The 25,656-nt window shown below is 67.6% G+C and carries 24 protein-coding genes and 2 tRNA genes; 6 read left to right on the top strand and 20 right to left on the bottom strand.

Annotated elements, in window-relative coordinates:
- Positions 1–7: 7 nt before the first annotated feature.
- Positions 8–1,618 carry an ABC transporter substrate-binding protein gene (locus MicroSTF_RS00870; protein ID WP_297558223.1) on the bottom strand — a complete coding sequence of 537 codons (1,611 nt, stop codon included), beginning with the start codon at positions 1,616–1,618 and terminating at the stop codon, positions 8–10.
- Between the two features lie 169 nt (positions 1,619–1,787).
- Between MicroSTF_RS00870 and valS the strand changes: the two genes are divergently transcribed.
- Positions 1,788–4,403 carry a valine--tRNA ligase gene (gene valS / locus MicroSTF_RS00865; protein ID WP_322952907.1) on the top strand — a complete coding sequence of 872 codons (2,616 nt, stop codon included), beginning with the start codon at positions 1,788–1,790 and terminating at the stop codon, positions 4,401–4,403.
- Complete coding sequence (locus tag MicroSTF_RS00860) at positions 4,403–4,618, top strand: hypothetical protein (RefSeq protein WP_029258189.1); 216 nt, start codon at positions 4,403–4,405, stop codon at positions 4,616–4,618. Before valS ends, MicroSTF_RS00860 begins: the two co-directional genes overlap by 1 nt.
- A gap of 25 nt (positions 4,619–4,643) precedes the next feature.
- Here MicroSTF_RS00860 and MicroSTF_RS00855 read toward each other — a convergent pair whose 3' ends face one another.
- From MicroSTF_RS00855 to tdh, 4 genes are all read right to left on the bottom strand, one after another.
- Entirely contained in the window at positions 4,644–4,862 is a 219-nt protein-coding gene (locus MicroSTF_RS00855) for a hypothetical protein (protein WP_322952905.1), read from the bottom strand.
- A complete protein-coding gene (locus MicroSTF_RS00850) occupies positions 4,859–5,482 on the bottom strand; it encodes an ArsR/SmtB family transcription factor (RefSeq protein ID WP_029258191.1) in 624 nt (207 codons plus the stop codon). The genes MicroSTF_RS00855 and MicroSTF_RS00850 overlap by 4 nt, the downstream gene beginning before the upstream one ends.
- 85 nt (positions 5,483–5,567) lie before the next feature.
- Positions 5,568–6,746 (bottom strand): glycine C-acetyltransferase, encoded by a 1,179-nt coding sequence (locus tag MicroSTF_RS00845; RefSeq protein WP_021201500.1) that lies wholly within the window; start codon positions 6,744–6,746, stop codon positions 5,568–5,570.
- Positions 6,746–7,789 carry an L-threonine 3-dehydrogenase gene (gene tdh, locus MicroSTF_RS00840; protein WP_322956296.1) on the bottom strand — a complete coding sequence of 348 codons (1,044 nt, stop codon included), beginning with the start codon at positions 7,787–7,789 and terminating at the stop codon, positions 6,746–6,748. The genes MicroSTF_RS00845 and tdh overlap by 1 nt, the downstream gene beginning before the upstream one ends.
- A gap of 82 nt (positions 7,790–7,871) precedes the next feature.
- Between tdh and MicroSTF_RS00835 the strand changes: the two genes are divergently transcribed.
- Both MicroSTF_RS00835 and MicroSTF_RS00830 read left to right on the top strand, forming a co-directional pair.
- Complete coding sequence (locus tag MicroSTF_RS00835) at positions 7,872–8,789, top strand: LysR family transcriptional regulator (protein ID WP_029258194.1); 918 nt, start codon at positions 7,872–7,874, stop codon at positions 8,787–8,789.
- A 32-nt stretch (positions 8,790–8,821) separates the two neighbouring features.
- Positions 8,822–10,888: a M3 family metallopeptidase gene (locus MicroSTF_RS00830; protein WP_315071121.1), complete on the top strand. Its 2,067-nt coding sequence runs from the start codon at positions 8,822–8,824 to the stop codon at positions 10,886–10,888.
- Positions 10,889–11,410: 522 nt separating this feature from the next.
- Here MicroSTF_RS00830 and MicroSTF_RS00825 read toward each other — a convergent pair.
- From MicroSTF_RS00825 to MicroSTF_RS00775, 11 genes are all read right to left on the bottom strand, one after another.
- Positions 11,411–11,965: an NUDIX hydrolase gene (locus MicroSTF_RS00825; protein WP_021201505.1), complete on the bottom strand. Its 555-nt coding sequence runs from the start codon at positions 11,963–11,965 to the stop codon at positions 11,411–11,413.
- Positions 11,962–13,230, bottom strand: coding sequence for an ATP-dependent Clp protease ATP-binding subunit ClpX (clpX, locus tag MicroSTF_RS00820; RefSeq protein WP_021201506.1), 1,269 nt, complete (start codon positions 13,228–13,230; stop codon positions 11,962–11,964). The genes MicroSTF_RS00825 and clpX overlap by 4 nt, the downstream gene beginning before the upstream one ends.
- A gap of 176 nt (positions 13,231–13,406) precedes the next feature.
- Positions 13,407–14,258: an aldehyde dehydrogenase family protein gene (locus MicroSTF_RS00815; RefSeq protein WP_021201507.1), complete on the bottom strand. Its 852-nt coding sequence runs from the start codon at positions 14,256–14,258 to the stop codon at positions 13,407–13,409.
- Positions 14,255–15,697: an aldehyde dehydrogenase family protein gene (locus MicroSTF_RS00810; protein ID WP_021201508.1), complete on the bottom strand. Its 1,443-nt coding sequence runs from the start codon at positions 15,695–15,697 to the stop codon at positions 14,255–14,257. The genes MicroSTF_RS00815 and MicroSTF_RS00810 overlap by 4 nt, the downstream gene beginning before the upstream one ends.
- Positions 15,698–15,710: 13 nt before the next feature.
- Positions 15,711–16,679 carry a deoxyribose-phosphate aldolase gene (gene deoC / locus MicroSTF_RS00805; protein ID WP_416338483.1) on the bottom strand — a complete coding sequence of 323 codons (969 nt, stop codon included), beginning with the start codon at positions 16,677–16,679 and terminating at the stop codon, positions 15,711–15,713.
- 29 nt (positions 16,680–16,708) lie between these two features.
- Positions 16,709–17,644, bottom strand: a complete 936-nt coding sequence (locus tag MicroSTF_RS00800; RefSeq protein WP_021201510.1) for a sugar-binding transcriptional regulator — start codon at positions 17,642–17,644, stop codon at positions 16,709–16,711.
- Between the two features lie 152 nt (positions 17,645–17,796).
- On the bottom strand, positions 17,797–18,438 hold the full coding sequence (locus tag MicroSTF_RS00795) for an ATP-dependent Clp protease proteolytic subunit (protein ID WP_021201511.1): 642 nt from the start codon (positions 18,436–18,438) through the stop codon (positions 17,797–17,799).
- A gap of 20 nt (positions 18,439–18,458) precedes the next feature.
- Positions 18,459–19,055, bottom strand: coding sequence for an ATP-dependent Clp protease proteolytic subunit (locus MicroSTF_RS00790; RefSeq protein ID WP_017830295.1), 597 nt, complete (start codon positions 19,053–19,055; stop codon positions 18,459–18,461).
- A gap of 81 nt (positions 19,056–19,136) precedes the next feature.
- Positions 19,137–19,631 (bottom strand): tetratricopeptide repeat protein, encoded by a 495-nt coding sequence (locus MicroSTF_RS00785; protein WP_021201512.1) that lies wholly within the window; start codon positions 19,629–19,631, stop codon positions 19,137–19,139.
- Between the two features lie 70 nt (positions 19,632–19,701).
- Complete coding sequence (gene tig, locus MicroSTF_RS00780; protein ID WP_136025012.1) at positions 19,702–21,207, bottom strand: trigger factor; 1,506 nt, start codon at positions 21,205–21,207, stop codon at positions 19,702–19,704.
- A 63-nt stretch (positions 21,208–21,270) separates the two neighbouring features.
- Positions 21,271–21,344 (bottom strand) — tRNA-Pro (locus MicroSTF_RS00775).
- A 109-nt stretch (positions 21,345–21,453) separates the two neighbouring features.
- On the opposite strand from MicroSTF_RS00775, the gene MicroSTF_RS00770 reads away from it, so the two are divergent.
- Positions 21,454–21,524: transfer RNA gene (locus MicroSTF_RS00770), tRNA-Gly, on the top strand.
- A gap of 142 nt (positions 21,525–21,666) precedes the next feature.
- Complete coding sequence (locus MicroSTF_RS00765; RefSeq protein ID WP_322952889.1) at positions 21,667–22,899, top strand: hypothetical protein; 1,233 nt, start codon at positions 21,667–21,669, stop codon at positions 22,897–22,899.
- Between the two features lie 69 nt (positions 22,900–22,968).
- Here MicroSTF_RS00765 and MicroSTF_RS00760 read toward each other — a convergent pair whose 3' ends face one another.
- The 4 genes from MicroSTF_RS00760 to MicroSTF_RS00745 all read right to left on the bottom strand — a co-directional run bounded on the left by MicroSTF_RS00760 (position 22,969) and on the right by MicroSTF_RS00745 (position 25,648).
- The gene (locus MicroSTF_RS00760) at positions 22,969–23,322 is read right to left on the bottom strand and encodes an RNA polymerase-binding protein RbpA (protein WP_017830291.1); all 354 of its coding nucleotides are present in this window, start codon (positions 23,320–23,322) and stop codon (positions 22,969–22,971) included.
- Positions 23,322–23,570 carry a preprotein translocase subunit SecG gene (gene secG, locus MicroSTF_RS00755; RefSeq protein WP_017202783.1) on the bottom strand — a complete coding sequence of 83 codons (249 nt, stop codon included), beginning with the start codon at positions 23,568–23,570 and terminating at the stop codon, positions 23,322–23,324. Before secG ends, MicroSTF_RS00760 begins: the two co-directional genes overlap by 1 nt.
- Before the next feature lie 81 nt (positions 23,571–23,651).
- Entirely contained in the window at positions 23,652–24,443 is a 792-nt protein-coding gene (gene tpiA / locus MicroSTF_RS00750; RefSeq protein WP_021201515.1) for a triose-phosphate isomerase, read from the bottom strand.
- Positions 24,434–25,648 (bottom strand): phosphoglycerate kinase, encoded by a 1,215-nt coding sequence (locus tag MicroSTF_RS00745; RefSeq protein ID WP_297558175.1) that lies wholly within the window; start codon positions 25,646–25,648, stop codon positions 24,434–24,436. The genes tpiA and MicroSTF_RS00745 overlap by 10 nt, the downstream gene beginning before the upstream one ends.
- Positions 25,649–25,656 lie beyond the last annotated feature (8 nt).

The following is a 25,656-nucleotide window of genomic DNA, read 5'->3' as shown; positions in this document are numbered from 1 at the left end:
CGGCGGCTCAGCCGACGGTCACATCGTAGAACAGCGGTCGACCGTACAGGTCGTACTGCAGCCCCTCGACGCGATCGCCGACGGCGGTGATCGCCGACGGGCTGTAGAGCGGCACGATCGCCGTATACGTCGCGTTCCACTGCTGCAGCCGGGTGTAGAGCTCGTTGCGCTCGTCCTGGTCGCTGGTCGCGACGGCCTTCTCCAGCAATGCGTCGATCTCGGGATCGCTCACCTGCGACGCGTTCTGGAACCCGTCGGTGTGCAGGTGGCTGCGCAGCAGATCGGGGTCGACGCCGGAGAAGCCCCAGTCCGTCAGATCGAACGTCTTGGGCTCGTACTGCTCGTTGTAGGCCCCGGGTTCGAGCACCTCGCGCTGGACCTCGAACCCGATCTCCTTGAGGTCGGACTGGATCGCGTTCGCGAGAGCGGCGCGGTCATCCGGGACGGGAGTCCAGGCGATCCATCGCACCGAGAGCCGCTTGCCGTCCTTCATACGGATGCCGTCGGCGTCGCGTGCGGTCCATCCCGCCTCGTCGAGGAGCGCGTTCGCAGCGTCCTGGTCGAACGGCCAGCTGCCCTCGAGCGACGCGTCGTAGCCCGGGGTCGTCGAGCCGAGGATGCTCCATGCGCGCGGGAACTGGCCGAAGTAGATCTCCTCCACCGCCGCGTCGATGTCGACGCCGCGCGCGAAGGCCTGACGCACCTTCTCGTCCGCGAACACCCCGTACTTCTCGTTCAGGTACAGCGAGTACGGCAGACCCGGGTACTCGATCGAATCGACCGTGATGCCGTCGCCGAGATCCTTCGCGAGGTTCGGCGGGATGTTGCTGGCCAGGTCGGCCTCCCCGCTCGTCACCACGCCCGTGCGGACCGAGGCCTCCGGCTGGATCTCCACACGCAGCGTCTCGAACTTCGGGGCCTTCGCATCATGCGGACCCCACGCGTAGTCGTCGTTGCGGGTGTACACGATCTCCTGGTCCGGCGTGTACTCGGTGAGCTCGAACGGACCGGTACCGACGGTGACGTCGGGTCCCCCCGCCTTGAGCTTGTCCGCGGACTTCGCGAGGACGGCCGGCGAGTAGAAGCCGAGCTGCGGCGTGCTCGCCGCCTGCAGGAACGGTGCGTACGGCTGCGTGAAGGTCACCGTGACCGTGTAGTCGTCGACGACTTCGGTGCCCTCATAGAAGTCGGCGCCGAGCATGCTGGCCGCCTGCGCGGATGCCGTCTCCGGATCGACGATGCGGTCGAAGTTCGCCTTGACCGCGGCGGCGTCGAACTTCTCGCCGTCGGTGAAGGTCACGTCGTCACGGAGCACGAAAGTGTACTCCGTGCTGTCCGGCGAGACCTCCCAGCTCTTCGCGAGCCACGGGCTGAACGTTCCATCCGCCTCCTGGAACACCAGCGAGTCGAGCACCGCCCGCTGCACCATGCCGGAGACGTCGAGCTGGCTCACCTGCGGGTCCATGTGCCCGGCCGAGAGGTTCGCGCCCTCGATGGACCACACGAGCTCTCCGCCCTCGCCGTCCGAGCCGGGAGCCGCGCATGCGCTGAGCACCAGCGCAGTGGCAGCGGCGAGCGCCGCGAAGGGCAGGAGACGACGCACAGGTCTTGCGGGCATGACGGTTCCTCTGGACGAACGGGTCGGGACATCCCATCCTACGGCCGATTGTTGGACGGGGTCGATCTGCGACGGCCTGCCGATGCCCCGATGCTCGGTAGACTGTTCGGCACAACCCACACTCAGGCACGCTCACACAGTGCCGCATACATCGCTCGAGGAGACCTTCATGCCTGCTTCCGAACCGTCGCAGAACCAGATTCCCGACAAGCCCGCACTCGAAGGCCTCGAAGCGAAGTGGGACGCCGCCTGGGCCGAGCAGGGCACGTACCTGTTCGACCGTCTTCGCGCGACGCAGTCCGGCCGCGAGGGCGTGTACTCGATCGACACCCCGCCTCCGACGGCATCGGGCAGCCTGCACATCGGGCACGTGTTCTCCTACACGCACACCGATGTGAAGGCCCGGTTCGAGCGCATGCGCGGAAAGACCGTGTTCTACCCGATGGGTTGGGACGACAACGGCCTGCCGACCGAGCGACGGGTGCAGAACTACTACGGCGTGCGGTGCGACCCCTCGCTCCCGTACACCCCCGATTTCACTCCTCCCTTCGAGGGCGGCGACAACAAGTCGAGCCGCGCGGCCGACCAGCAGCCCATCAGCCGCCGCAACTTCATCGAGCTCTGCGAGCGCCTCACCATCGAGGACGAGAAGCAGTTCGAGGCGCTGTTCCGCCAGCTCGGACTGAGCGTGGACTGGACGCAGACCTACCGCACCATCTCCGACGACACCATCCGACAGAGCCAGCTCGCTTTCCTGCGCAACATCGAGCGCGGCGAGGCCTACCAGGCGCTGGCTCCGACCCTGTGGGACATCGACTTCCGCTCCGCCATCGCGCAGGCCGAGCTCGAGGACCGCGACCAGCAGGCGGCGTATCACACGATCGAGTTCCCGTTCGCGGACGGCTCGGGATCGATCGCGATCGACACCACCCGCCCGGAACTGCTCCCCGCGTGCATCGCGATCGTGACGCACCCGGAGGGGCCGCACAAGCACCTCATCGGCACCAGGGTGAAGACCCCCTTCTTCGGCGCCGAGATCGAGATCCACGGCCACCACCTCGCCCAGCCCGACAAGGGCACCGGAGCGGCGATGGTCTGCACCTTCGGAGATGTGACCGACATCATCTGGTGGCGCGAGCTGCGCACCACCGAGAACGAGTCCCTGCCGAACATGACGACGATCGGTCTGGACGGGCGATTCCTGCCCGAGGCTCCGGCGTCCGTCGAGAATCCCGAGGCCGCGACCTGGTACGCCGAGGAGATCGCGGGCAAGACCGTCTTCAGTGCGCGCAAGGCCATCGTCGAGAAGCTGCAGGCGACCGGCGACATGACCGCGGTCGGCAAGCCCTTCAACCACGCCGTGAAGTTCTTCGAAAAGGGAGACCGTCCCCTCGAGATCGTCTCCACGCGCCAGTGGTACATCCGCAACGGTGCCCGCGACGGCGAACTGCGCGACAAGCTCATCGCCCACGGCGAGGAACTCTCCTGGCACCCCGAATTCATGCGCGTGCGCTACGAGAACTGGGTGGGCGGTCTCACGGGCGACTGGCTCGTGTCGCGTCAGCGCTTCTTCGGTGTGCCGATCCCCCTGTGGTATGCCCTCGACGAGAACGGCGAGCGCGATTATGACCGCGTGCTCACCCCGGATGCGGCGTCACTCCCGATCGATCCGACCACCGACGTGCCCGCCGGGTACACCGAGGACCAGCGCGGCGTGCCGGGTGGCTTCGACGCCGAGGCCGACATCCTCGACACCTGGGCGACCTCGTCCCTCACACCGCAGCTCGCGGGCGGCTGGCAACGTGATGAGGAGCTGTGGCAGCTCACCGCTCCGTTCGACCTGCGCCCGCAGGGCCAGGACATCATCCGCACCTGGCTGTTCTCCACCATGCTGCGTTCGACGCTCGAAGACGACAGGACGCCGTGGCGCAACGCCGCGATCTCGGGCTTCATCGTCGACCCCGACCGCAAGAAGATGTCGAAGTCGAAGGGCAACGTGGTCACCCCGGCCGACGTGCTCGACGCCCACGGCTCGGACGCGGTGCGTTACTGGGCCGCATCGAGCCGCCTCGGCATGGACGCGGCATTCGACCCGCAGAACCCCACGCAGGTCAAGATCGGTCGTCGTCTGGCCATCAAGGTGCTCAACGCCGCCAAGTTCGTGCTGTCGTTCCCCGTGCCCGACGGCGCACAGGTCACGCACGCCCTCGATGCGTCGATGCTGACAGCCCTCGACGGCGTCGTGGTCGAGGCGACCAAGGCATTCGAGCGGTATGACGCCGCTCGTGCTCTGGAGCTCACCGAGGCCTTCTTCTGGACGTTCTGCGACGACTACCTCGAGCTCGTGAAGGAACGCGCCTACAACCAGGCCGATGTCGGGCAGGCATCCGCGGCGCTCTCGCTGCGTCTGGCCCTGTCGACGCTGCTGCGCCTGCTGGCTCCCGTGCTGTCCTTCGCGGCAGAGGAGTCGTGGTCCTGGTTCGAGGAAGGGTCCGTGCACACCGCCGCGTGGCCGACGCCTCTCGGTATCGACGGTGACCCGGCCGTGCTCGCCGCGGCCAGCGAGGCACTGATCGGCATCCGTCGCGCGAAGACCGAGGCGAAGGCCTCGCAGAAGACTCCGGTCTCACGTGCGGCGATCGCCGCCCCCGCAGCGAAGCTCGATGCCCTCCGTGCCGCAGCCGATGACCTCCGCGCCGTCGGCCGCATCGCCGAGCTCGAGTTCACCGAGGCCGAGGCGTTCGCGGTCACCGCGATCGAGCTCGCCCCGGTCGAGGCCTCCTGATGCAGCTGGGCACGCGCTGGGCGGCCGGGTCCGAGGCTCCGGCCTCCGTCCCGGCATCCCTCCGGCCGGCGATCGCCGAGGTCGAGTCCCGGGGCCTCACGGGCCACTGGACGCTCACGTGGCTAGAGGGTCGCGCGATCGCGGAGCTCGACGCGGGCTGGGAGGTCTTCCAGACCGCGACCGGCGAGATCGTCGCCCGTCCCTTCCAGGACTGAGTCCCGGCCGGGACCGCGCTACGCCTCAGCGCCGCGTCAGACCGAGCTGTGCGAGTGCGTGATCGACGGCGCGCGGATCCTGCCTGCGGGTCTGCTGCTCGCGCAGCAGGTCGAGGGCGATCTCACGTCGCTCGGCACGTCGGGAGATGCGGTGCTCGACGTGCGCGGTGAGATGGTCGGCGAGTCGCAGCAGCCCGCGTTCGGTCTGCGTCGGAGCCACCAGGTGAAGCGTCGCGCTGGTCATGATTCCTCCAGGATGTCGTCGCCGGATCCGTGCGTCGCGTGCTGCGGCGTCGGCAGGTCGAAGAGTTCGGTGCGGAGCGAGACGCGTCGCACATCGGGTCCGGTCTGGCCCCGGTAGCGCTCGATGGCCCTCTCCACGATGGTCTCGAGCTCCTCGCGGAGCGACATGGCCTGCTCCGGCGTCATATCGAGGTGCGTGGTGATGGTGATCCCCACATCGCGCCACGCCTCCGGGACCTCGGACTGGGGTCGGTTGAGGTACGACATCAGGGTCTCGTGCCGCAGACGGAAGAACTCCGACGTCACGATCTGGGCAGCCGCCCGATTCGACGGCGAAGTCATCTCGTCAGGACCGGGCACGTCGATGCGCCCCTTGGGCCGTTCCCACCACCGCTCACGCGCCGTGCCCCGCCCCTCGACTTCGCGGATGAGATCGTGAGCAGCCAACGCGCGGAGGTGATAGCTGGTCGACCCCGACGTCTCCCCTACGAGTGCAGCGAGCGAACTGGCGGTCTGCGGACCGCGCGCGGCGAGGATGTCGAAGATCTTCACCCGGAGCGGGTGCGCCAGCGCCTTCAGGGCGCTGGCATCGAGAGTCCTGACCTGCGTCTCGTTCGTCATGCATGCAAAGATACCCTTGCAAAGATTTCTTTGCAAGGCTTTCTTTGCAACTAGTCCCGGTTCTGTCGCAGGGTCAGTTGCAGGGTCAGTCGACGACAGCGCGTGCGGCGACGAAGGCCTCCACGCAGCGCTCGACCTGCTCGGGTGTGTGAGCCGCCGACAGCTGCACGCGGATCCGCGCCAGCCCGCGCGGCACGACGGGGAAGCTGAATGCGGTCACGTACACGCCGCGCTCCTGCATCTCCCTGGCGATCCTCGCCGTCTTCGCCGCATCGCCGAACATGACGGGCACGATGGGGTGCTCCCCGGGGAGCAGGTCGAATCCCTCGGCGGTCATGCGCTCGCGGAACAGGGAGGCATTGCGGCGCAGGCGCGCACGAAGGTCGGCGGACCCCTCGACAAGGTCGAGGGCGGTCAGGGTTCCGGCTACGATCGCGGGAGCGAGTGTGTTCGAGAACAGATAGGGACGAGAGCGCTGACGCAGCAGGGCCACGATCTCGGCGTGCGAGGCGACGTACCCGCCCGATGCACCGCCCAGCGCCTTGCCGAACGTCCCGGTGTAGATGTCGACGCGATCGGCGACCCCGCACAGCTCCGGCGTCCCCCGACCGTTCTCCCCCACGAAGCCGACGGCATGCGAGTCGTCGACGAAGACCAGTGCGTCGTAGCGCTCGGCCAAGTCGCAGATCTCGGCGAGCGGCGCGATGTACCCGTCCATCGAGAACACGCCGTCCGTCACGATCACCCGGAATCGAGCCTTCTCCGCCGCCTTCAGCTGCTCTTCGAGATCGCTCATGTCGCGGTTTCGATAGCGAAGCCTCTGCGCCTTCGAGAGCCGGATCCCGTCGATGATCGACGCATGGTTCAGCTCGTCCGAGATGATGGCGTCCTCGGCGGAGAAGAGCGTCTCGAACACGCCGCCATTCGCGTCGAAGCATGACGAGTACAGGATGGCTTCGTCCGTGCCGAGGAAGTCGGCGAGCCGACGCTCCAGCTCGAGGTGCTGCTCCTGGGTGCCGCAGATGAAGCGCACGCTCGCAAGCCCATAGCCCCATTCCTGCAAGGCCGTCGTCGCCGCGTCGAGGATGCGCGGGTCGTCGGCGAGCCCGAGGTAGTTGTTGGCACAGAAGTTCAGCACCTCTGCACCGTCGGCGGTGATCTCCGCGTTCTGGGGGCCGCGGATGCCGCGCTCATGCTTGGTGAGCCCGGCCTCCTCGATGCCCGCCAGCTCATCCGACACATGCTTCTGAAAAGTCCCGTACATCACAGCTCCGTCCAGTCGAGGATGATCTTGCCTGTTCCCGCCGACTCGGCCGCGGCGAATCCGTGTTCCCAGTCGCGAGCGGGGACCACCTCCGCGATCACGCGGCCGATGGCGTCCCGCAGGGAGGCGCTGGTCTGCAGCATCGCTCCCATCGCGTTCCACGTCTCGAACATCTCGCGCCCGTAGATGCCCTTGATCGTGAGCATGTGGGTGACGAGCTTGCCCCAGTCGATGCCGAATCCCGCGCTCGGCAGACCCAGCATCGCGATGCGACCGCCGTGGTTCATGTTGTCGATCATGGCGGGGAGGGCCGACGGCGCACCGCTCATCTCGAATCCGATGTCGAAGCCCTCCCGCATGCCGAGCGCCTGTTGCGCTTCGCGGATGTCGCGGACCGAGACGTCGACGACCTCGTCGGCGCCCATCCGGCGGGCCATCTCCAGACGCGGCGCGCTGACGTCCGTCGCCGTGATGAACCGTGCTCCCGCATGCCGGGCGACGGCGATCGCCATCAGCCCGATGGGTCCGCAGCCGGTGACGAGCACGTCCTCTCCGACGAGGGGGTAGGTGAGCGCTGTGTGCACGGCATTGCCCAGGGGGTCGAAGATGGCCCCCAGCTCGGGGGTCACTTCCGAGTGATGCACCCAGACGTTCGCCGCGGGCAGCACGAGGTACTCCGCGAAGGCGCCGTCGCGCTGCAGACCGAGACCGATCGTGCGGATGCACATCTGGCGGCGACCCGCTCGACAGTTGCGACAGGTGCCGCAGACGATGTGTCCTTCGCCGGAGACCCGATCGCCGACGGCGATGTCGCGCACGCCAGGGCCGACCTCCACGACCTCCCCGTAGAACTCGTGACCGGGGATCAGCGGTGCGGCGATCGCGGACGCCGCCCATTCGTCCCAGCGAAGGATGTGCAGATCGGTGCCGCAGATCCCCGTGCGCAGCACGCGGATGACGACGTCGTCAGTTCCGGCGGTCGGGTCGGGGCGCTCGACGAGCTCGAGTCCCGCACCGGGTGCGGCTTTGAACAGTGCCTTCATGATCTCGATCACACCGCACCTGACGTTGTAGAACAATCGGCATCGTCTGCACCGTCGATGTAGCGAGAGCTACACTGTGGTCGTGGAGCTCCATCAACTGCAGATCCTGAGGGAGCTCGGCGCCCTCGGCAGCGTGACCGCCGTGGCCGACGCGCTCAGAGTCACTCCGTCGGCGGTGTCCCAGCAACTCGCAGCCCTGCAGAGGGGTGTTCCGACACCGCTGACGCGCCGGATCGGCCGGACCCTCGCCCTCACGCCCGCCGGTGAAGTGCTGGCGACGGCCGGCGCCGAGGCGATCGACGCGATGGCCGCAGCACGGCATGCCCTCGACGAGTTCGAGGGAGCCGCGACGGGAGTCGTGAGCATCAGCGGATTCCACAGCGTCGGGCAGGCCCTGTTCGGCGCGCTGGTGCGGGTACTGGCGTCCGCAGAGGATGCGCCGACGGTCCAGCTCACCGACGAGGATGTCGCGCAGAGCGAGTTCCCCGCGCTCACCGCCCGCTACGATCTCGTGCTCGCGCACCGCATGGAGCACTCCGACCCCTGGCCCACGCAAGGCGTGCGCAGTCTCACCCTCATACGTGAGCCCCTCGATGTCGCCGTCTCGATCTCCCACCCTCTCGCCGGCCGCGCCAGCCTCACTCCGGCCGACGTCGCAGGACAGAGATGGGTCACCAGTCGCATCGGCTACTCCCCCGACGACGTTCTTCGTGCGGTGTCGGCCGTAGCCCACCACCCTGTCGACATCCAGCACCGCATCAACGACTACGGCGCGGTGTCGGCGGTCGTGGCGGCAGGTGGGGTGATCGGAATGCTGCCGCGCTTCACCTCACGGAGCGTCGATGATCGCGAGATCGTGCGGATCCCGCTCGAGGGGGTGAGCACGCACCGGATGATCGATCTGCTCGCCCGCCCGGAGACCCTGCGTCGTCGATCGGTCCGCGTGGTGGTGGAAGCGCTGCGCGGAGTGATGACGCGCCTGAGCGAGGACGGTTCCTGAGCCTGGACAGCCGGGGTGGATAGGCTCGGAGGATGACCGACGCCACGAATCCGCTGCTGCAGCCGTCGACGCTCCCCTACGGCCTCCCGGACTACGGCGCGATCCGGCCCGAGCACTACCTCCCCGCGTTCCAGGCGGGTTTCGAGGAGCAGCGTCGCGAGATCGCGCGCATCACCATGGTGCGCTCGATGCCGACGTTCGAGAACACGCTTGAGGCGCTGGAACGATCCGGCGAGCTCCTCGACCGCGTGGCGCACACCTTCTATACCGTGAGTTCGGCCGATGCGACGCCCGAGATCCAGGCGATCGATGAGCAGCTGGCACCGCTCATGGCCGCGCATCAGGACGCGATCACGCTCGACGGCCAGCTCTACTGGCGGGTGCAGCACGTGTACGACCAGCGTGACTCCCTGGATCTCGACCCTGAGCAGCGCTACCTGGTGGAGCGCCACCACCGCGAGATGACCCACGCGGGTGCGGGTCTCGACGACGAGGCCAAGGCGCAGCTGACCGCACTGAACCAGAAGCTCTCGACGCTGACGAACACGTTCGAACGCAACCTCCTGAACGACACCAACGACCTCGCCGTGGTCTTCGACACCGCGGACGAGCTCGACGGGCTGAGCGCGGGAGAGCTGTCCGCTGCCGCGCGCGCGGCAGCGGACAGGGGCCTCGACGGCAGGTACCTGATCACCCTGCCGCTCTTCACCGGGCATCCTGCACTGGCACAGCTGCGCGTACGGGAGTCGAGGCGGCGCATAATGGCCGCCTCGCTCGCGCGCGGATCCCGGGACAATGCCAACGACAACCGAGGGGTGCTCCTCGAGATCGTGCGGTTGCGGGCGGAACGCGCCACGCTGCTCGGCTACGACTCGCACGCCGCCTACATCACCGCCGACGAGACCGCTGGAACTCCGGATGCCGTCGAAGAGATGCTCCGTCGCCTCGCAGCCCCGTCCGCGCGCAACGCCCGTGCCGAGCACGCGGCCCTCCAGGCGATCGTCGACGAGACCGAGGCAGCACCCTTCCCGGTCGAGGCGCATGACTGGGCTTTCTACACCGAACGAGTGCGTACAGCCAGGTACGACATCGACTCCAGTGCGCTGCGCCCCTGGTTCGAGGCAGAGCGCGTCCTGCAGGAAGGTGTCTTCTTCGCGGCGACCCGACTCTACGGCGTCACCTTCTCCGAGCGACACGACCTCGCCGCGTACCATCCCGGCGCACGCGTCTTCGAGGTGCGCGATGAGGACGGCACCGCGGTCGGCCTGTACGTGCTCGATCTGTACACCCGGGACTCGAAGCGTGGCGGCGCGTGGATGAACGCGATCGTGAGCCAATCGCGCCTGCGCGGCACGGCTCCCGTCGTCGTCAACAACCTGAACGTGCCGCTTCCGGGAGATGGCGAGCCGACGTTGCTGACTCTCGATGAGGTGACCACGCTGTTCCACGAGTTCGGGCATGCGCTGCACGGACTCTTCGCGACCGTGACCTACCCACACTTCGCCGGGACGAATGTGTTCCGCGACTTCGTGGAGTTCCCGAGCCAGGTCAATGAGATGTGGATCCTGTGGCCTGAGGTGCTCGACAACTACGCACGCCACCACGAGACCGGTGCGCCGCTCGACCCCGCGATCGTGGAGCGCCTGCGAGCGACCGAGACGTTCGACCAGGGGCATGCCACCAGCGAGTATCTGGCGGCGGCCTGGTTGGATCAGGCCTGGCATCGCCTCGGCACCGACGTGCAGGTCACCGACGTCGCCGCGTTTGAGGCTGCCGCATTGGCGGACATCGGCCTGGACGACCCTGCCGTCCCGACACGGTACTCGTCGACGTACTTCGCCCACGTCTTCTCCGGCGGGTACAGCGCGGGCTACTACTCGTACATCTGGAGCGAGGTGCTCGACGCCGACACGGTCGAGTGGTTCCGCACGAACGGCGGCCTCACCCGGGGCAACGGCGACCGGTTCCGTCGGCGTCTGCTCGGGGTGGGCGGCTCGAAGGATCCGCTCGACGCCTACCGCGACTTCCGTGGCCGCGATGCCGAGATCGAACCGCTCCTGAAGCGCCGTGGACTGGGCGACGGAGTCGTGAGACTCTGAGCGCATGAACGCATTCCCTGAGTCCCCATTCGGTCCCGCGGACCGCCTCGACCTCGACGCCGTCCCCCTCGCGGTGATTCGCCACAACGGCATCCGTCTGGCCGACATCCAGGAGGCATTCGACGCCGGCTACTCGGCGATCGCGCTCACCTTCGCCGGAGACGTGCTGGTCCCGACCGGCCCCGCGCTCGCGATCTATCACGGAGATCCGATGGACGTCTTCGACCTCGAACTCGGCTTCCCCGTGCAGACTCCCCCGGAGAACCCGATCCCCACGGCCAGCGGGCGCGTCATCGTCGCCTCAAGGCTGCCCGCGGGCCCTGCGGTCTGCGGTCGCGACGACCCTGTTCGGCTCCTACGAGGAGCTCGGCGGCGCCTGGGGTGGTCTCGTCGAGCGTGCAGGCGCCCAGGGGCTCCGTCCCGGCGGCGTCTGGATCGAGATCTACGTGTCCGACCCGAGCACCACCCCGTCAGAGCTGCGCACCGATCTCGTCATGCCGACCGCCTGAGGTCATCAGACGTCTACGGGATCGGCGGGACGCATCGTCCGAGCTGCTCCATCGCTTTGTACCAGGTGAGCTGGTGGTAGCTCTGCGAGAGGCGGTCGCCGAGTCCGTCCAGTGACAGCACGTGCACGGCGATCGACTCGCTGTCGTCGAGCGACTGCTCCGCGATGCGCGTGCATCCGCGAGCGAGGAAGTGATGCACGCGGTTGGTGTGGTTGCCGAAGTTCGCCCACGTCGCACCGAGGTCGATGAGCTCATCTGCCACGAAGCCCGTCTCCTCCAGGAGTTCGCGGGCGGCCGCATCCTCCGGAGCCTCGCCAGGCTCTACTCCCCCGCCGATCGTGCCGAGCGCCACGACGCGGGCACCGTGCCGATATTCCTCCACCAGGATGGCATCGTCGTTCCGGTCGAGGGCGAGGACCGAGATCCAGTCGCCGTACTCCAGCACGTAGTACGGGGCTATCGAGCGCCCGCTCACGTCTTCGCAGCTGTCCTCATGCAGTCGGATCCATCGGTCGGCGACGAGAGTCTTCCTCGCCACCGTCTTCCAGGGAACCGGCTCCGCGCTCATGCGCTCTTGCGCTTGCGCTCCATCACGATCGTCGGCGGTGCGCCTTCATCGACGGCTGCACGGGTGACGATGACCTTGGCGACGTCCTCCGCCGAGGGGATCTCGAACATGATGGGTCCGAGCACGTCCTCCAGGATCGCCCGGAGTCCACGGGCACCGGTCTTGCGTTCGACGGCCAGGTCGGCGATGGATCGCAGCGCATCTTCTTCGAACTCGAGCTGCACGCCGTCGATCTCGAACATGCGCTGGTACTGCTTCACCAGCGCATTGCGCGGCCCGGTGAGGATGTCGATCAGTGCATCCTGGTCGAGCGGCGACACATTGGTGACGACCGGCAGACGCCCGATGAACTCGGGGATCAGCCCGAACTTGTGCAGGTCTTCCGGGAGCACCTCGCTGAACAGGTCGAGGTCCTTGCCCTTGTCGTGCAGCGGGGCACCGAAGCCGATGCCGTGCTTGCCGACGCGCGCCGAGACGATGTCTTCGAGACCGGCGAAGGCCCCGGCGACGATGAACAGCACGTTGGACGTATCGATCTGCAGGAACTCCTGATGCGGGTGCTTGCGGCCGCCCTGCGGAGGGACCGAGGCGACCGTGCCCTCGATGATCTTCAGGAGGGCCTGCTGCACACCCTCGCCCGAGACGTCGCGGGTGATCGACGGGTTCTCGGCCTTACGGGCGATCTTGTCGACCTCGTCGATGTAGATGATGCCCTGCTCGGCGCGCTTGACGTCGTAGTCCGCGGCCTGGATGAGCTTGAGGAGGATGTTCTCGACGTCTTCTCCGACGTAGCCGGCCTCGGTCAGCGCCGTGGCGTCGGCGACGGCGAAGGGGACGTTGAGGCGCTTCGCGAGCGTCTGCGCGAGGTAGGTCTTGCCGCAGCCGGTCGGCCCGATGAGCAGGATGTTGCTCTTGGCGATCTCGACCTCTTCGGCCTTCTGCTCGGCCGTCTGCAGGGTGCCGTGTGCCCGCACCCGCTTGTAGTGGTTGTAGACGGCGACGGCGAGAGCGCGCTTGGCGGGCTCCTGCCCGACCACGTACTCCTCGAGGAAGGCGAAGATCTCACGCGGCTTCGGGAGCTCGAACTCGGCGACCCCGTCTGCGGACGACTCGGCCATCCGCTCTTCGATGATCTCGTTGCACAGCTCGACGCACTCGTCGCAGATGTACACGCCGGGGCCGGCGATGAGCTGCTGGACCTGCTTCTGACTCTTTCCGCAGAAAGAGCATTTGAACAGGTCAGCGCTTTCACCGATGCGGGCCATGCGCGTCCTCCTAGGGGGGATCAGAGATCGTTCTTCGAGCCTAACCTCTGCATACGACACCGGGCCGCATTGAGGGCATTCGACATCGGATCGCGAAACGATGAAGGGGCCGGGAGCCTTCAGCTGCCCGGTCGTGGGCGAAGGCTCCCGACCCCCTCATGAGGTCGTCAGAACGGTCAGACCATGCTCTTGGTGTGCCAGACGGTCTTCACCTCGGTGAAGGCACCGATCCGCTCCGGCGAGGCGACGACGTCTCCCGGGGCGAGCACCCGCTTGAGCGTCTCCGCCGCGGCGATCTGCATGTCGACCCAGTCGAGAGCGCCGGCTCCGGCCAGGTCGAGAGCGTTCACGTCCTGGTGCGAAGCCAGCCACGGAGCGATCTCCGCGGGCGAACCCGTCAGCACGTTCACGACTCCGCCCGGGACGTCGCTGGTGGCGAGGACCTCGGCGAGGCTGATGGCCGAGAGCGGGTGCTGCTCGCTCGCGACGACCACAACCGTGTTCCCGGCGACGAGAGCCGGAGCCACAACCGACACCAGACCGAGCAGCGCCGAGTCCTGCGGGGCGACGATCGCCACGACACCGGTCGGCTCTGGCACGGAGATGTTGAAGTACGGCCCCGACACGGGGTTCGCGTTGCCCGCCACCTGTGCGTACTTGTCGCACCATCCGGCGTACCAGACCCAGAGGTCGATAGCTTCGTCGACCTGCGAGGCCGCGGCCGCGGACGACACGCCCTCCTGAGCCGCGATCTCGTCGATGAACTGCGCACGACGCCCCTCCAGCACCTCCGCGACGCGGTACAGGACCTGGCCGCGGTTGTAGGCGGTCGCACCGGACCAGCCCTTGACGGCGGATCGGGCGGCGACCACGGCGTCGCGGGCGTCCTTGCGGGAGCCCTTCGCGGCGTTCGCGAGGAAGGCACCCTTCGGCGTGAGCACCTCGTACGTGCGGCCGGACTCGCTCCGCGGGAAGGCCCCGCCGATCGCCAGCTTGTACGTCTTCGGAACAGTCAGTCGCTTGCTCATGCTGCGGCTCCCTTGAGGTAGGCGGTGAGACCCTGGCGACCGCCCTCGCGGCCGAATCCGGACTCCTTGTACCCGCCGAACGGGCTCGACGGGTCGAAGCGGTTGAAGGTGTTGGCCCAGATCACGCCGGCACGCAGGCGGTCAGCCACAGCGAGGATGCGCGATCCCTTGTCGGACCAGATCCCGGCGGAGAGACCGTAGGGCGTGTTGTTCGCCTTCGCGATCGCCTCGGCGGGCGTGCGGAAGGTGAGCACCGAGAGCACCGGGCCGAAGACCTCGTCGCGGGCGATGCGATGCGATGCCTCGACACCGGTGAAGATGGTGGGTGCGAACCAGAAACCCTGCTCCGGAATGGCGCAGTCGGCGGTCCAGCGCTCGGCGCCCTCGGCCTCGCCGATGTCGCTGAGCTCGCGGATACGGGCCAGCTGCGCAGCGGAGTTGATCGCACCGATGTCGGTGTTCTTGTCGAGGGGGTCGCCCAGACGCAGGGTCGACAGACGCGTCTTGAGCCTGTCGACGACCTCGTCGTGGATCGACTCCTGCACGAGCAGACGACTGCCGGCGCAGCACACGTGACCCTGGTTGAAGAAGATCCCGTTCACGATGCCTTCGACCGCCTGGTCGATGGGGGCGTCGTCGAACACGATGTTCGCCGCTTTCCCGCCGAGCTCCAGCGTCAGCTTCTTGTGGGTGCCTGCCACGGCCCGTGCGATGTCACGGCCGACACCGGTCGAACCGGTGAAGGCGACCTTGTCGACGTCGGGGTGGCGCACGAGGGTGGAACCGGTGGCTCCGGCACCCGTCACGATGTTGACGACACCCGCCGGCAGGTCGGCCTGCTGCAGGATCTCCGCGAAGATCAGCGCCGTGAGGGGCGTGGTCTCTGCAGGCTTGAGCACGACAGTGTTGCCTGCGGCGAGTGCGGGGGCGATCTTCCAGGCCAGCATCAGCAGAGGGAAGTTCCAGGGGATGATCTGACCGGCGACGCCCAGCGCGCGGGGGTCGGCGCCGAGACCCGCATGGTCGAGCTTGTCCGCCCAGCCCGCGTAGTAGAAGAACCAGGAGGCGACGAGCGGCACGTCGACGTCACGGCTCTCCTTGATCGGCTTGCCGTTGTCGAGGCTCTCGGCGACGGCGAGCTCGCGAGCGCGCTCCTGCACGAGGCGGGCGATGCGGAAGAGGTACTTCCCGCGGTCGCGACCGCTCATCTTCGACCAGGTCTTCTCGTAGGCACGACGGGCGGCGGCGACCGCGCGGTCGACATCCTCGTCGCTGGCCGAGGCGATCTCTGCGATGTGCTTCTCCGTCGCCGGCGAGATCGTGTGGAACGGGGTGCCGGATCCGTCGACGAACTCGCCGTCGATGAACAGGCCGTAGCTGTCCTTGAGGTTCAGGATCGCGGTGGACTCCGGTGCGGGAGCGTATTCCAGAAATGACATGTTCGTCTTCCCGTCAGTCGATCGTGACGTAGTCGGGGCCCGAGTAGTGGCCGGAGCTGAGCTTCTGACGCTGCAGGAGCACATCGTTGAGGAGGCTGGATGCGCCGAACCGGAAGAGGTGCGGCTGCAGCCACTCCTCGCCCACTGTCTCGGCGACGGTCACGAGGTACTTCACCGCGTCCTTCGAGGAGCGGATGCCACCGGCCGGCTTCACGCCGATCTTCTCGCCGGTGCCGCGGTGCCAGTCACGCACGGTCTCCAGCATGAGAAGAGTCGTCGGAAGCGTCGCGGCGGGCTGCACCTTTCCGGTCGAGGTCTTGATGAAGTCCCCTCCCGCCAGGATGCCCAGCCACGAGGCGCGCTTGATGTTGTCGTACGTGTTCAGCTCGCCGGTCTCCAGGATCACCTTGAGCGAGGCGTACGAACCGTCCTCGCGGCGGCATGCTTCCTTGACCTGGGCGATCTGGTCGAACACGAGGCCGTAGCGGCCGGAGAGGAACGCCCCACGGTCGATGACCATGTCGATCTCGTCGGCTCCGGCGGCGACCGCCTCAGCGGTGTCGGCGAGCTTGATCGCGAGAGACGAGCGCCCGCTCGGGAACGCCGTGGCCACCGCAGCGACGGAGATCATTCCGTCGTCGGGGTCGCCGTGCAGGCCGCCGAGCGCGGCGACGGCGTCGCCGACCATGTCGCCATAGACGCAGACCGCGGCGACCCGTGGAGTCGAGGGGTCTGCGGCGTCGGGGGCCTTCGCCTTGGCGACGAGCGAGCGCACCTTGCCGGGGGTGTCCGCACCCTCGAGCGTCGTGAGGTCGATCAGCTTGATGATCGTGTCGAGGGCCCACGCCTTCGAGGTGGTCTTGATGGAGCGGGTGCCGAGCCCGGCAGCGCGCTGCTCGAGACCGACGGCATCCACACCGGGGAGTCCGTGCAGGAAACGTCGGAGGGTGGCGTCGTCGGGCTCTCCGCTCAGAACGTCCACCGCCGTCCTGCGGCTGAGTTCTTTGGTCGTCACTGTTCCTCCAACAATGCTCGTGCTGTGGTCTCATCGGTCACCAGAACACCGCACAGGCCGCTGGTGACCACGGTTCGTGCGATGTCGTGCTTGGCGGGGCCCGCCGTGACGAAGATCGCGCGGGCGGCTCCGCGCAGACGATCGAGCGAGACGCCGACCGTTCGCGCATCGAGCTGCGAGTCGACGATGTTCCCCTCGGCGTCGACGTAGCGGCCGAGAACGTCTCCGACGGCGCCACGACGCGCGAGCTCTTCCACGTCTTCAGCGCTGAGGTAGCCGTTCTCGACGTGCGCGGATGAAGCGTCGCACGGCCCTGCGGTGAACAGGAATGCCTGCGCCTCCGCTGCTTCTTCGAGCACGGCAGCGACGGTGCGGTCGGACTCGATCGCCTGCTTCGTCTCCACACGCTCGAGGATGGCCGGGCTCGGCAGCAGCGAGACCTGGCCAGACGCGCGCTGAGCGATCGTGACAGCGAGGCCTGCCGCCCCGCCGGAGCGCCGATTCAGGCTCACTCCCCCGTTGAGCTGCACGACCGTCACGCCGTTCGCCCATCCATCCGGGAGCGCCTCGGCGACGGCGCGGAGCGTACGCCCCCAGCTCACCCCGAGCGTGCGGGGCACCGGCCGCAGTGCGGTCAGGAAGTCGGCGGCGGCCTGCGCCACCCGCTCGAGCGTGCCGTCATCGCCCTCCGGGGCCGGCACGACGACGGCGTCCGTCAGTCCGAATCGGTCGACCAGAAGCCGCTCGAGGCCGAGCCTGCGGGCGCGGGGATGCACGATCTCGATGCGCACGATGCCGCGTTCGCGAGCCTGCGTCAGCAGGCGGCCGACCTTCCAGCGGGAGATCTTGAGGAGTCCGCCGATCTCGTCCTGGGTCTTGTCCTCGTCGTAGTACAGCTCGGCGACGCGAACCATGAGCAGATCTTCTTCCACGGCATCCTCCTTCCTCTCCCAGAGTAGGCCCTCATCAGCGTTCGCGCATCATGATGCTCATATGCGCAATCGAGCGTGGGGGCTCTGCACATCCGCCGGGCACGACGAAGGGCGCCCGTCGTGATGACGGACGCCCTTCGGGATCGATCGGGTCAGACGCGCTTGCGCGTCGTGAGGACCTGGTCGACGATGCCGTACTCCAGTGCCTGTGCGGCGGAGAGGATGTTGTCGCGATCGATGTCGCGGTTCACCTGCTCCGGCGTGCGCTTCGTGTGGCCGGCGAGGGTCTCCTCGAGCCAGGTCCGCATGCGGAGGATCTCCGCGGCCTGGATCTCGATGTCGGAGGCCTGGCCGTGGCCCGCCTCGCCCATCGCGGGCTGGTGGATCAGCACGCGGGCGTTCGGGAGCGCGAGGCGCTTGCCCGGCGCGCCGGCCGCGAGCAGCACGGCCGCAGCGGAGGCCGCCTGGCCGAGCACGACGGTCTGGATCTGCGGTGCGACGTACTGCATCGTGTCGTAGATCGCCGTCATCGCGGTGAACGAACCACCGGGCGAGTTGATGTACATGGTGATGTCGCGCTCGGCATCCTGGCTCTCCAGGACGAGGAGCTGCGCCATGACATCGTCGGCCGACGCGTCATCGACCTGCACGCCGAGGAAGATCACGCGGTCTTCGAACAGCTTGTTGTACGGGTCCTGGCGCTTGAATCCGTAGGCGGTGCGCTCCTCGAACTGCGGGAGCACGTAGCGGCTGGAAGGCAGGTCACCGGCTGAGCGGAAGGTGGGTGTGTACATGAGCGTCCTTTCGCTTTCCGTTACTCGGTGTCCTGGTCGGTTCCGCCGCCGCCGATGACGTCGGAGGCCGATTCGCGGATGTGGTCGACGAAGCCGTACTCGAGCGCTTCCTCGGCGGTGAACCAGCGGTCGCGGTCACCATCGGCGTTGATCTGCTCGACCGACTTGCCGGTCTGCGCCGCCGTGATCTCCGCGAGGCGGTTCTTCATCGACATGATGAGCTGCGCCTGGGTCTGGATGTCGCTCGACGTGCCGCCGAAGCCGCCGTGCGGCTGGTGCAGCAGCACCCGGGCGTTGGGCGTGATGTAGCGCTTGCCCTTGGTGCCGGCGGTCAGCAGCAGCTGACCCATCGATGCGGCCATTCCGATGCCGACCGTGACGATGTCGTTCGGCACGAACTGCATCGTGTCGTAGATCGCCATGCCCGCGGTGATCGAACCGCCGGGCGAGTTCACGTAGAGGTAGATGTCTCGCTCGGAGTCTTCTGCGGCGAGAAGAAGGATCTTCGCGCAGATCTCGTTCGCGTTCTCGTCGCGCACCTCCGACCCCAGCCAGATGATGCGGTCCTTCAGCAACCTGTCGAAGACGCTCGTTGCGAGGAGGGGTTCTGCAGCCATGTCAGCTCCTGATTCCGTGTTTCAGTGATTCGAATCTACCGGCGACAACGCGGCACCCAGGCCGTGTTCGCCGTCGGCATATCAGGTGTCGGCGTCCGCGATCTCGCGGGCATACGCCGTCATCGACCGGTGGTAGCGCGGCAGATGCGGGACCAGGGCGAGCAGCGCCACCGAGAGACCCTGCGCTGGTCGCCCCGCGCTTGCGAGGATGAGGGCGTGCACGCACGCGATGGCGTCACGGTAGGGACCGTCGGCCGACAGCTGCTCCTCGGCGCGGATCACGGCGAGGGCCTCGTCGTATTCGCCCAGATTCCGCAGCGAGCTCGCCATCTGGATCACGCATTGCGGGCGATGCTCAGCATCCAACCCCAATGCCAGCGCGCGCCGATACAGAACGATGGCTTCGGCGGGCCTTCCCGCGGAATCCCGCGCGCCCGCGCGTTCGAACTCGGCGCGGGCGTCACCTGCTCCGCGCTCGGCGGCGAGGGCGTCGATGCGGGCGATGGTGTCGTCACCGACCTCCTCACCCGTCGCGTCGTCCCACACCTCGTCGATGCGCTCATCCCACGTCTTCATGATTGCCCTCCCTGGATGGAAAAGAGGGCGGATGCCGCAGCACCCGCCCTCTTCACTGGATCGTGTCCGATCACTCGGCCTTGTCGGCCGCCTTCTTGGCCGGAGCCTTCTTGGCCGGAGCCTTCTCAGCCGGAGCCTTCTTGGCGGCGGGCTTCTTGGCAGCCGGCTTCTCGGCCTCGTCAGCGTCATCGGCCTTCTTGGCCGGAGCCTTCTTGGCGGCGGGCTTCTTGGCCGGAGCCTTCTTGGCCGGCTTCTCCTCGGCCTCGGCGGACTCGGCGTCGGTGGACTCCGCCTCGTCGTCGGTGACGATGAAGTCGGACAGATCGACGGCCTTGCCATTGCTGTCGACGACCTTCACCTTGCCGAGCGCGATCGCGAGGGCCTTGTTGCGCGCGACCTCTCCGACGAGCGCCGGGAGCTGGTTCGAGGACTGCAGCGCCTCGACGAACTCCTGCGGAGCCATGCCGTACTGCGCAGCCGACTGGATGAGGTACTGGCTGAGCTCTTCCTGCGAGACCTGCACATCGGCCTGCTCGGCGATCGTGTCGAGGAGCACCTGCGTGCGGAACTGCTTCTCGCTCGCCTCGGTGACCTCGGCGCGGTGCACCTCGTCCTCGAGACGGCCTTCGCCCTCGAGGTGGTTGTGCACCTCGTCCTCGATGAGCTGCGGCGGAACGGGGATCTCGATCTGCTCGAGCAGCACCTCGACGAGCTTGTCGCGCGCGGCGGAACCCTGCGTGAAGACGCCCTGCTGAGCGACGCGCTCGGCCAGGCTCTCGCGGAGCTCGGCGATCGTGTCGAACTCGCTCGCGATCTGCGCGAAGTCGTCGTCGGCCTCGGGGAGCTCGCGCTCCTTGACGGCCTTGACGGTCACGGAGACCTCGGCCTCGGAGCCGGCGTGGTCGCCACCGACGAGAGCGGAGCGGAAGGTGGTGTCCTCACCGGCGGTGAGCGACTCGATCGCGTCGTCGATGCCCTCGAGCAGCTCGCCGGAGCCGATCTCGTAGGAGACGCCCTCGGCGCGGTCGATCTCGGCACCGTCGATCGTCGCGACGAGGTCGAGCTCGACGAAGTCGCCCTTGGCGGCCGGACGGTCGACCGGGACCAGCGTGCCGAAGCGCGCGCGCATGTTGTCGAGCTCGGCGTCGAGCGCGGCGTCATCGGCCTCGACGGCGTCGACCGTCACGGTGATGCCGTCGTAGGAGGGCAGCTCGATCTCGGGGCGGACATCCACCTCGATGTCGACGAGCAGGTCACCCGAGAAGTCCTTCTCGTTCGGCCACTGCGTGATGTCGGCAGCCGGACGGCCGACGACGCGCAGCTTGTGCTCGACCGTCGCCTCGCGGAAGAACTTGTCCAGGCCCTCGTTGACGGCGTGCTCGATGACGGCGCCACGACCGATGCGCTGGTCGATGATCGGAGCCGGGACCTTGCCCTTGCGGAAGCCGGGGATCTGCACGTCCTGAGCGATGTGCTCGTACGCGTGAGCGATGCTGGGCTTGAGGTCGTCCGGGGTGACCGTGATGGTGAGCTTGACCCGGGTCGGGGTCAGCTTCTCGACGGTGCTGTTCGCCATGCTGGTGTGTTCTCCTTGTGATTTCCGCTTCGATTCGCGGCTGTAAGGTCCGTGGGGGCTGTGTCGGGGCGACAGGAGTTGAACCTGCGACCTCCCGCTCCCAAAGCGGGCGCTCTACCAAACTGAGCTACGCCCCGGGGAATCCGCACGCGGATTCAGCCCCACCGAGTCTAACGGACCGGAGCATGCGCCAGAGTCCGGTATAGTCGATGAGTCGGTACCGAACCTTTCCGAAGGTCCGGATCCGGGGCTGTAGCTTAGTGGTAAAGCCTTAGTCTTCCAAACTAATGATGCGGGTTCGATTCCCGTCAGCCCCTCCGCTCGAGAAGGCCCCCACCATCGGTGGGGGCCTTCTCTCATTCCCCGTGATCTTCTCCGGCTCGCGTCCGCCCGTCGAATACGCTGTCAGCATCGCTGCACGCAGTCTCCGACCGGAAGGCATCATCGAATGGGCACGACGTGACCGACCAGTCCCGGCCGGACGCCGACACGCGCACGGCGCCGCTCCCCCGTGGGCACGTATTGCCCGTCGTGTTCTCCGCTGATCCCGCCGTTGCTGCAGCGGCGACGCCACGTCGGATGAGACGCACGGGCATCGCCGTCGGTCTGATCGGCGGAGCGGCCGTGATCGCAGGGCTGGCACTCACTCAGGTGACGGCGAACCTCGGGTACGACAACGCGCTGTCGCGATACGAGAGCACCGCCGAGGCGACGTCGACCACGAAGACGCAGGTCCGTGAGGCGATCGCGGACCTCCGCGCGGTCACCGGCGCGGCGGAACAGATCCTCGCCGGAGGAGACCAGCCGATCGCGGTGCCCGAGGAGGTCCAGGCAGGGCTCGCCTCAGCGCTCGCCGACGGCACCACCGCCGCCTCGGAGGCCGACGCCGTGGTCGCGACGGAGATCGCCGGGGTGGGCACGAAGCCGGGCTGGTTCTGGGAACTGTTCGGCGCCACGTCGGAGCTGGAACAGCGACGGCACGATCTCGACGTGCTGTCCGATGAGCTCGCCGTCGCCTCCACCGAGACGGCCGACGCGCATGAGGCTGTGGCGGAGAGTGGGGTGGCCGTGATCAACGCCGCCGGCGCGGCCGCTCCGGCGTTCGAGGCCGCGCACCTCTCCGCCCGCAACGAGGCCGTGATCGCCCTGCGCGCAGCAGCCGCCGATGCGACCGCCGCGACGACCATGGATGACAGCGAGGCAACCTCCTACCTCTCGCTGCAGGACGCGGCCGCGCACGTCGTCGCCACCGAGAGCGAAGAGCTGGCGGAGAAGTCGGGCCCGCTGTTGAACGCGCGGCTCGAGATCGAGGCCTTCGCGCGGTCCCTCGCTCCCGGCGTGCTCCTCGACTTCGACTGGTCGCCGGTCGTGAGCGGGGCCGGCTACAACGGCAGCATGGGCGGGTACACCACCTGGTGGTGGGGAGAATCCGGGCGCGCGACGATCGAGCTCTCGAACTCGGTCGCCGAGCAGTGGCCGGGCATCCGAAGCAAGGCGCTCGTCGCCCATGAGGTGGGGCACGCGATCAGTGTGAAGTGCCAGAGCATGTACGACTCGTCCACTCAGGACAGCATCGAGAAGTGGGCGACCGCGTGGGCCATCAGCATGGGCTACACCGACGATGCCAACGGGGTGTGGGCGTACGGCTATCCCCCGCAGAACTACATCGACGCCGCAGCGGGCTGCCGCTGACGACGGTGTCCTGATACGGAAGAAGCCGCCGCGATGACTCGCGGCGGCTTCTTCGCTGTCAGACCGAGGTCACTGGCCCCGGCGCTCGCGCAGCTGCGTGAGTGCGTCGTCCAGAAGCTGGACGGCTTCCTCGTCGGTACGACGCTCCTTCACGTAGGCGAGGTGCGTCTTGTACGGTTCCGCCTTCGCGAGCGCAGGAGGATTCTCCTTGTCGCGGCCGGCAGGAAGACCCGATTGCGGGTGATCGATCGTTTCCGGGATCTCCTCTTCGGGGAGACCGGCGGCGAAGTAGCGCACGGTCTCGTTGCCGAGACCGTCCCAGTACGAGACCGCGATGCGGTCGGCGTGATAGCCGTGGTCCTGCTCGCCCATGGGGCCTGAGCCGACACGGGTGCCGCGGATCGCGTTTCCTCCGGTAGCCATCAGATGACCTCGAATTTCGTGATGAGGCCCAGCGCGACGATGGAGACGAACCACGTCAGAGCCAGGACGACGGTGAAGCGGTTCAGGTTCCGCTCCGCGAGCCCGGAAGAGCCGACCGCTGAGGTCATGCCTCCACCGAACATGTCGGACAGGCCACCGCCGCGGCCTTTGTGCAAGAGGATGAGGAGGGTCAGCAGAACGCTGGTGATGCCCAGCACGACCTGCAGGACGAACTCGAGAATAGCCACGAGAAAGAGCCTTTCGCTGGGGCCGGAGCGCCCCCGTAACGGTCAAGTATACGGTGCAGCGGGGCCGAAGCCCCGCTGCACTCACACGCCGACGTGCTTCTCGAAGCGGATGATCGCGGCGAACTCGTCCACGACGAGGCTCGCCCCGCCGACCAGAGCGCCGTCCACATCGGGTTCGCGCATGAAGCTGGCGATGTTGCCCGACTTCACCGAGCCGCCGTAGAGGATGCGCGTGCGCGCAGCCGCTTCGTCGCCCAGGACCTTCGCGATGACGGCTCGCAGTGCGGCGCAGACATCCTGCGCCTGCTGCGGGGTCGCTGCCTGGCCGGAGCCGATCGCCCACACGGGCTCGTACGCCACGACGATGTCCGCCTTCGGCGAGACGCCCTCGAGCGCGGCCTCGAGCTGGGACACCGGGACCGCACTGGCGCCGAACTTCTCGAGGTCGCCCGCTGTCTCGCCGACGCAGATCACCGGGACCAGTCCGTGCTTGAGCGAGGCCTTCACCTTGGCAGCCACGATGTCGTCGCCCTCGGAGTGGTACTCACGGCGTTCGGAGTGACCGATGATGACGTACTTCGCGTCGAGCTTCGCCAGGAATGCCCCCGACACCTCACCGGTGTACGCACCGGAGTCGTGTGCCGAGACGTCCTGCGCACCGAGCGCGAACGGGATCTTGTCCGCGTCGATGAGCGTCTGCACGCTGCGGATGTCCGTGAACGGCGGGAAGACCGCCACCTCGACCGATCCGTCTTCGTGCTTCGCGTCCTTCAACGTCCAGTGCAGCTTCTGCACGAACGCGACCGCCTGCAGGTGGTCGAGATTCATCTTCCAGTTTCCCGCGATCAGCGGGGTACGGGAGTTCACGCCCATCCGAGGACCTCCAGCCCAGGTAGTTTCTTGCCCTCGAGGAATTCGAGGCTCGCGCCGCCGCCGGTCGAGATGTGACCGAACTGGTCGTCGGAGAAGCCCAGCTGCCGCACGGCTGCCGCGGAGTCGCCACCGCCGACGACGCTGAGGCCGTCGACCTCGGTGAGCGCCTGCGCCACGGTCTTGGTACCCGCCGCGAACGCCGGGAACTCGAACACGCCCATCGGGCCGTTCCAGAACACGGTCTTCGACTCACGGATGACCTCTGCGAAACGTGCCGCGGTCTCCGGGCCGATGTCCAGTCCGATGCCGGAGGCACCGAACGGGGTCGACTCGATCGCGTCCGCCGCGGCGACTTCGTGCGCGGCGTCCGCACCGAAGGACGCGGCGACGACCACATCGGTGGGGAGCACGAGCTCCACGCCGCGTTCGGCCGCTTCGGCGATGTAGCCGCGAACCGTCTCGAGCTGGTCCTCTTCCAGCAGGCTGGAGGCCACGGCGTGCCCCTGTGCCTTGAGGAAGGTGAACAGCATGCCGCCGCCGACGAGGATCTTGTCGACCCGAGGCAGCAGGTGCGAGATGACGCCGAGCTTGTCGCTGACCTTCGAGCCGCCGAGCACGACCGCATAGGGGCGCTCGGGGTTCTCGGTGAGACGGTCGAGCACGTCGAGCTCAGCCGCGATCAGCAGACCGGCCGCGGACGGCAGGAGTTCGGCGAGCTCGTAAACGCTCGCCTGCTTGCGGTGCACCACCCCGAACCCGTCGGAGACGAGCACATCGCCGAGTTCCGCGAGCTCCGCCGCGAAGGCCGCGCGGATGGCATCGTCCTTCGAGGTCTCCCCCGGGTTGAACCGCAGGTTCTCGATGACGACGACTCCGCCGTCCTCGAGGGACTCCACGGCGTCCTTCGCCGACTCGCCGACCGTGTCGCGCGCGAACGCGACCGGAGCGCCGAGCAGCTCGGAGAGCCGCTGAGCCACCGGCTCCAGGCTGTACTGCGGGTCGGGCGCGCCATCCGGCCGACCGAGGTGAGAGCACACGACGACGCGGGCGCCCGCGTTGATGAGTGCGTTGAGGGTCGGCAGCGAGGCGCGGACACGGCCATCGTCCGTGATGATCCCGTCCCGCAGGGGGACGTTGAGATCACAACGGACGATGACGCGCTTGCCCTCGAGCGACCCCAGAGTATCCAGGGTGCGCAGAGTCATGTGTCTGA

It is taken from the genome of Microbacterium sp. STF-2, assembly GCF_034650155.1.
Taxonomy (GTDB): Bacteria; Actinomycetota; Actinomycetes; order Actinomycetales; family Microbacteriaceae; genus Microbacterium; species Microbacterium maritypicum_A.
This window is presented reverse-complemented; position numbering and strand designations above follow the sequence as displayed.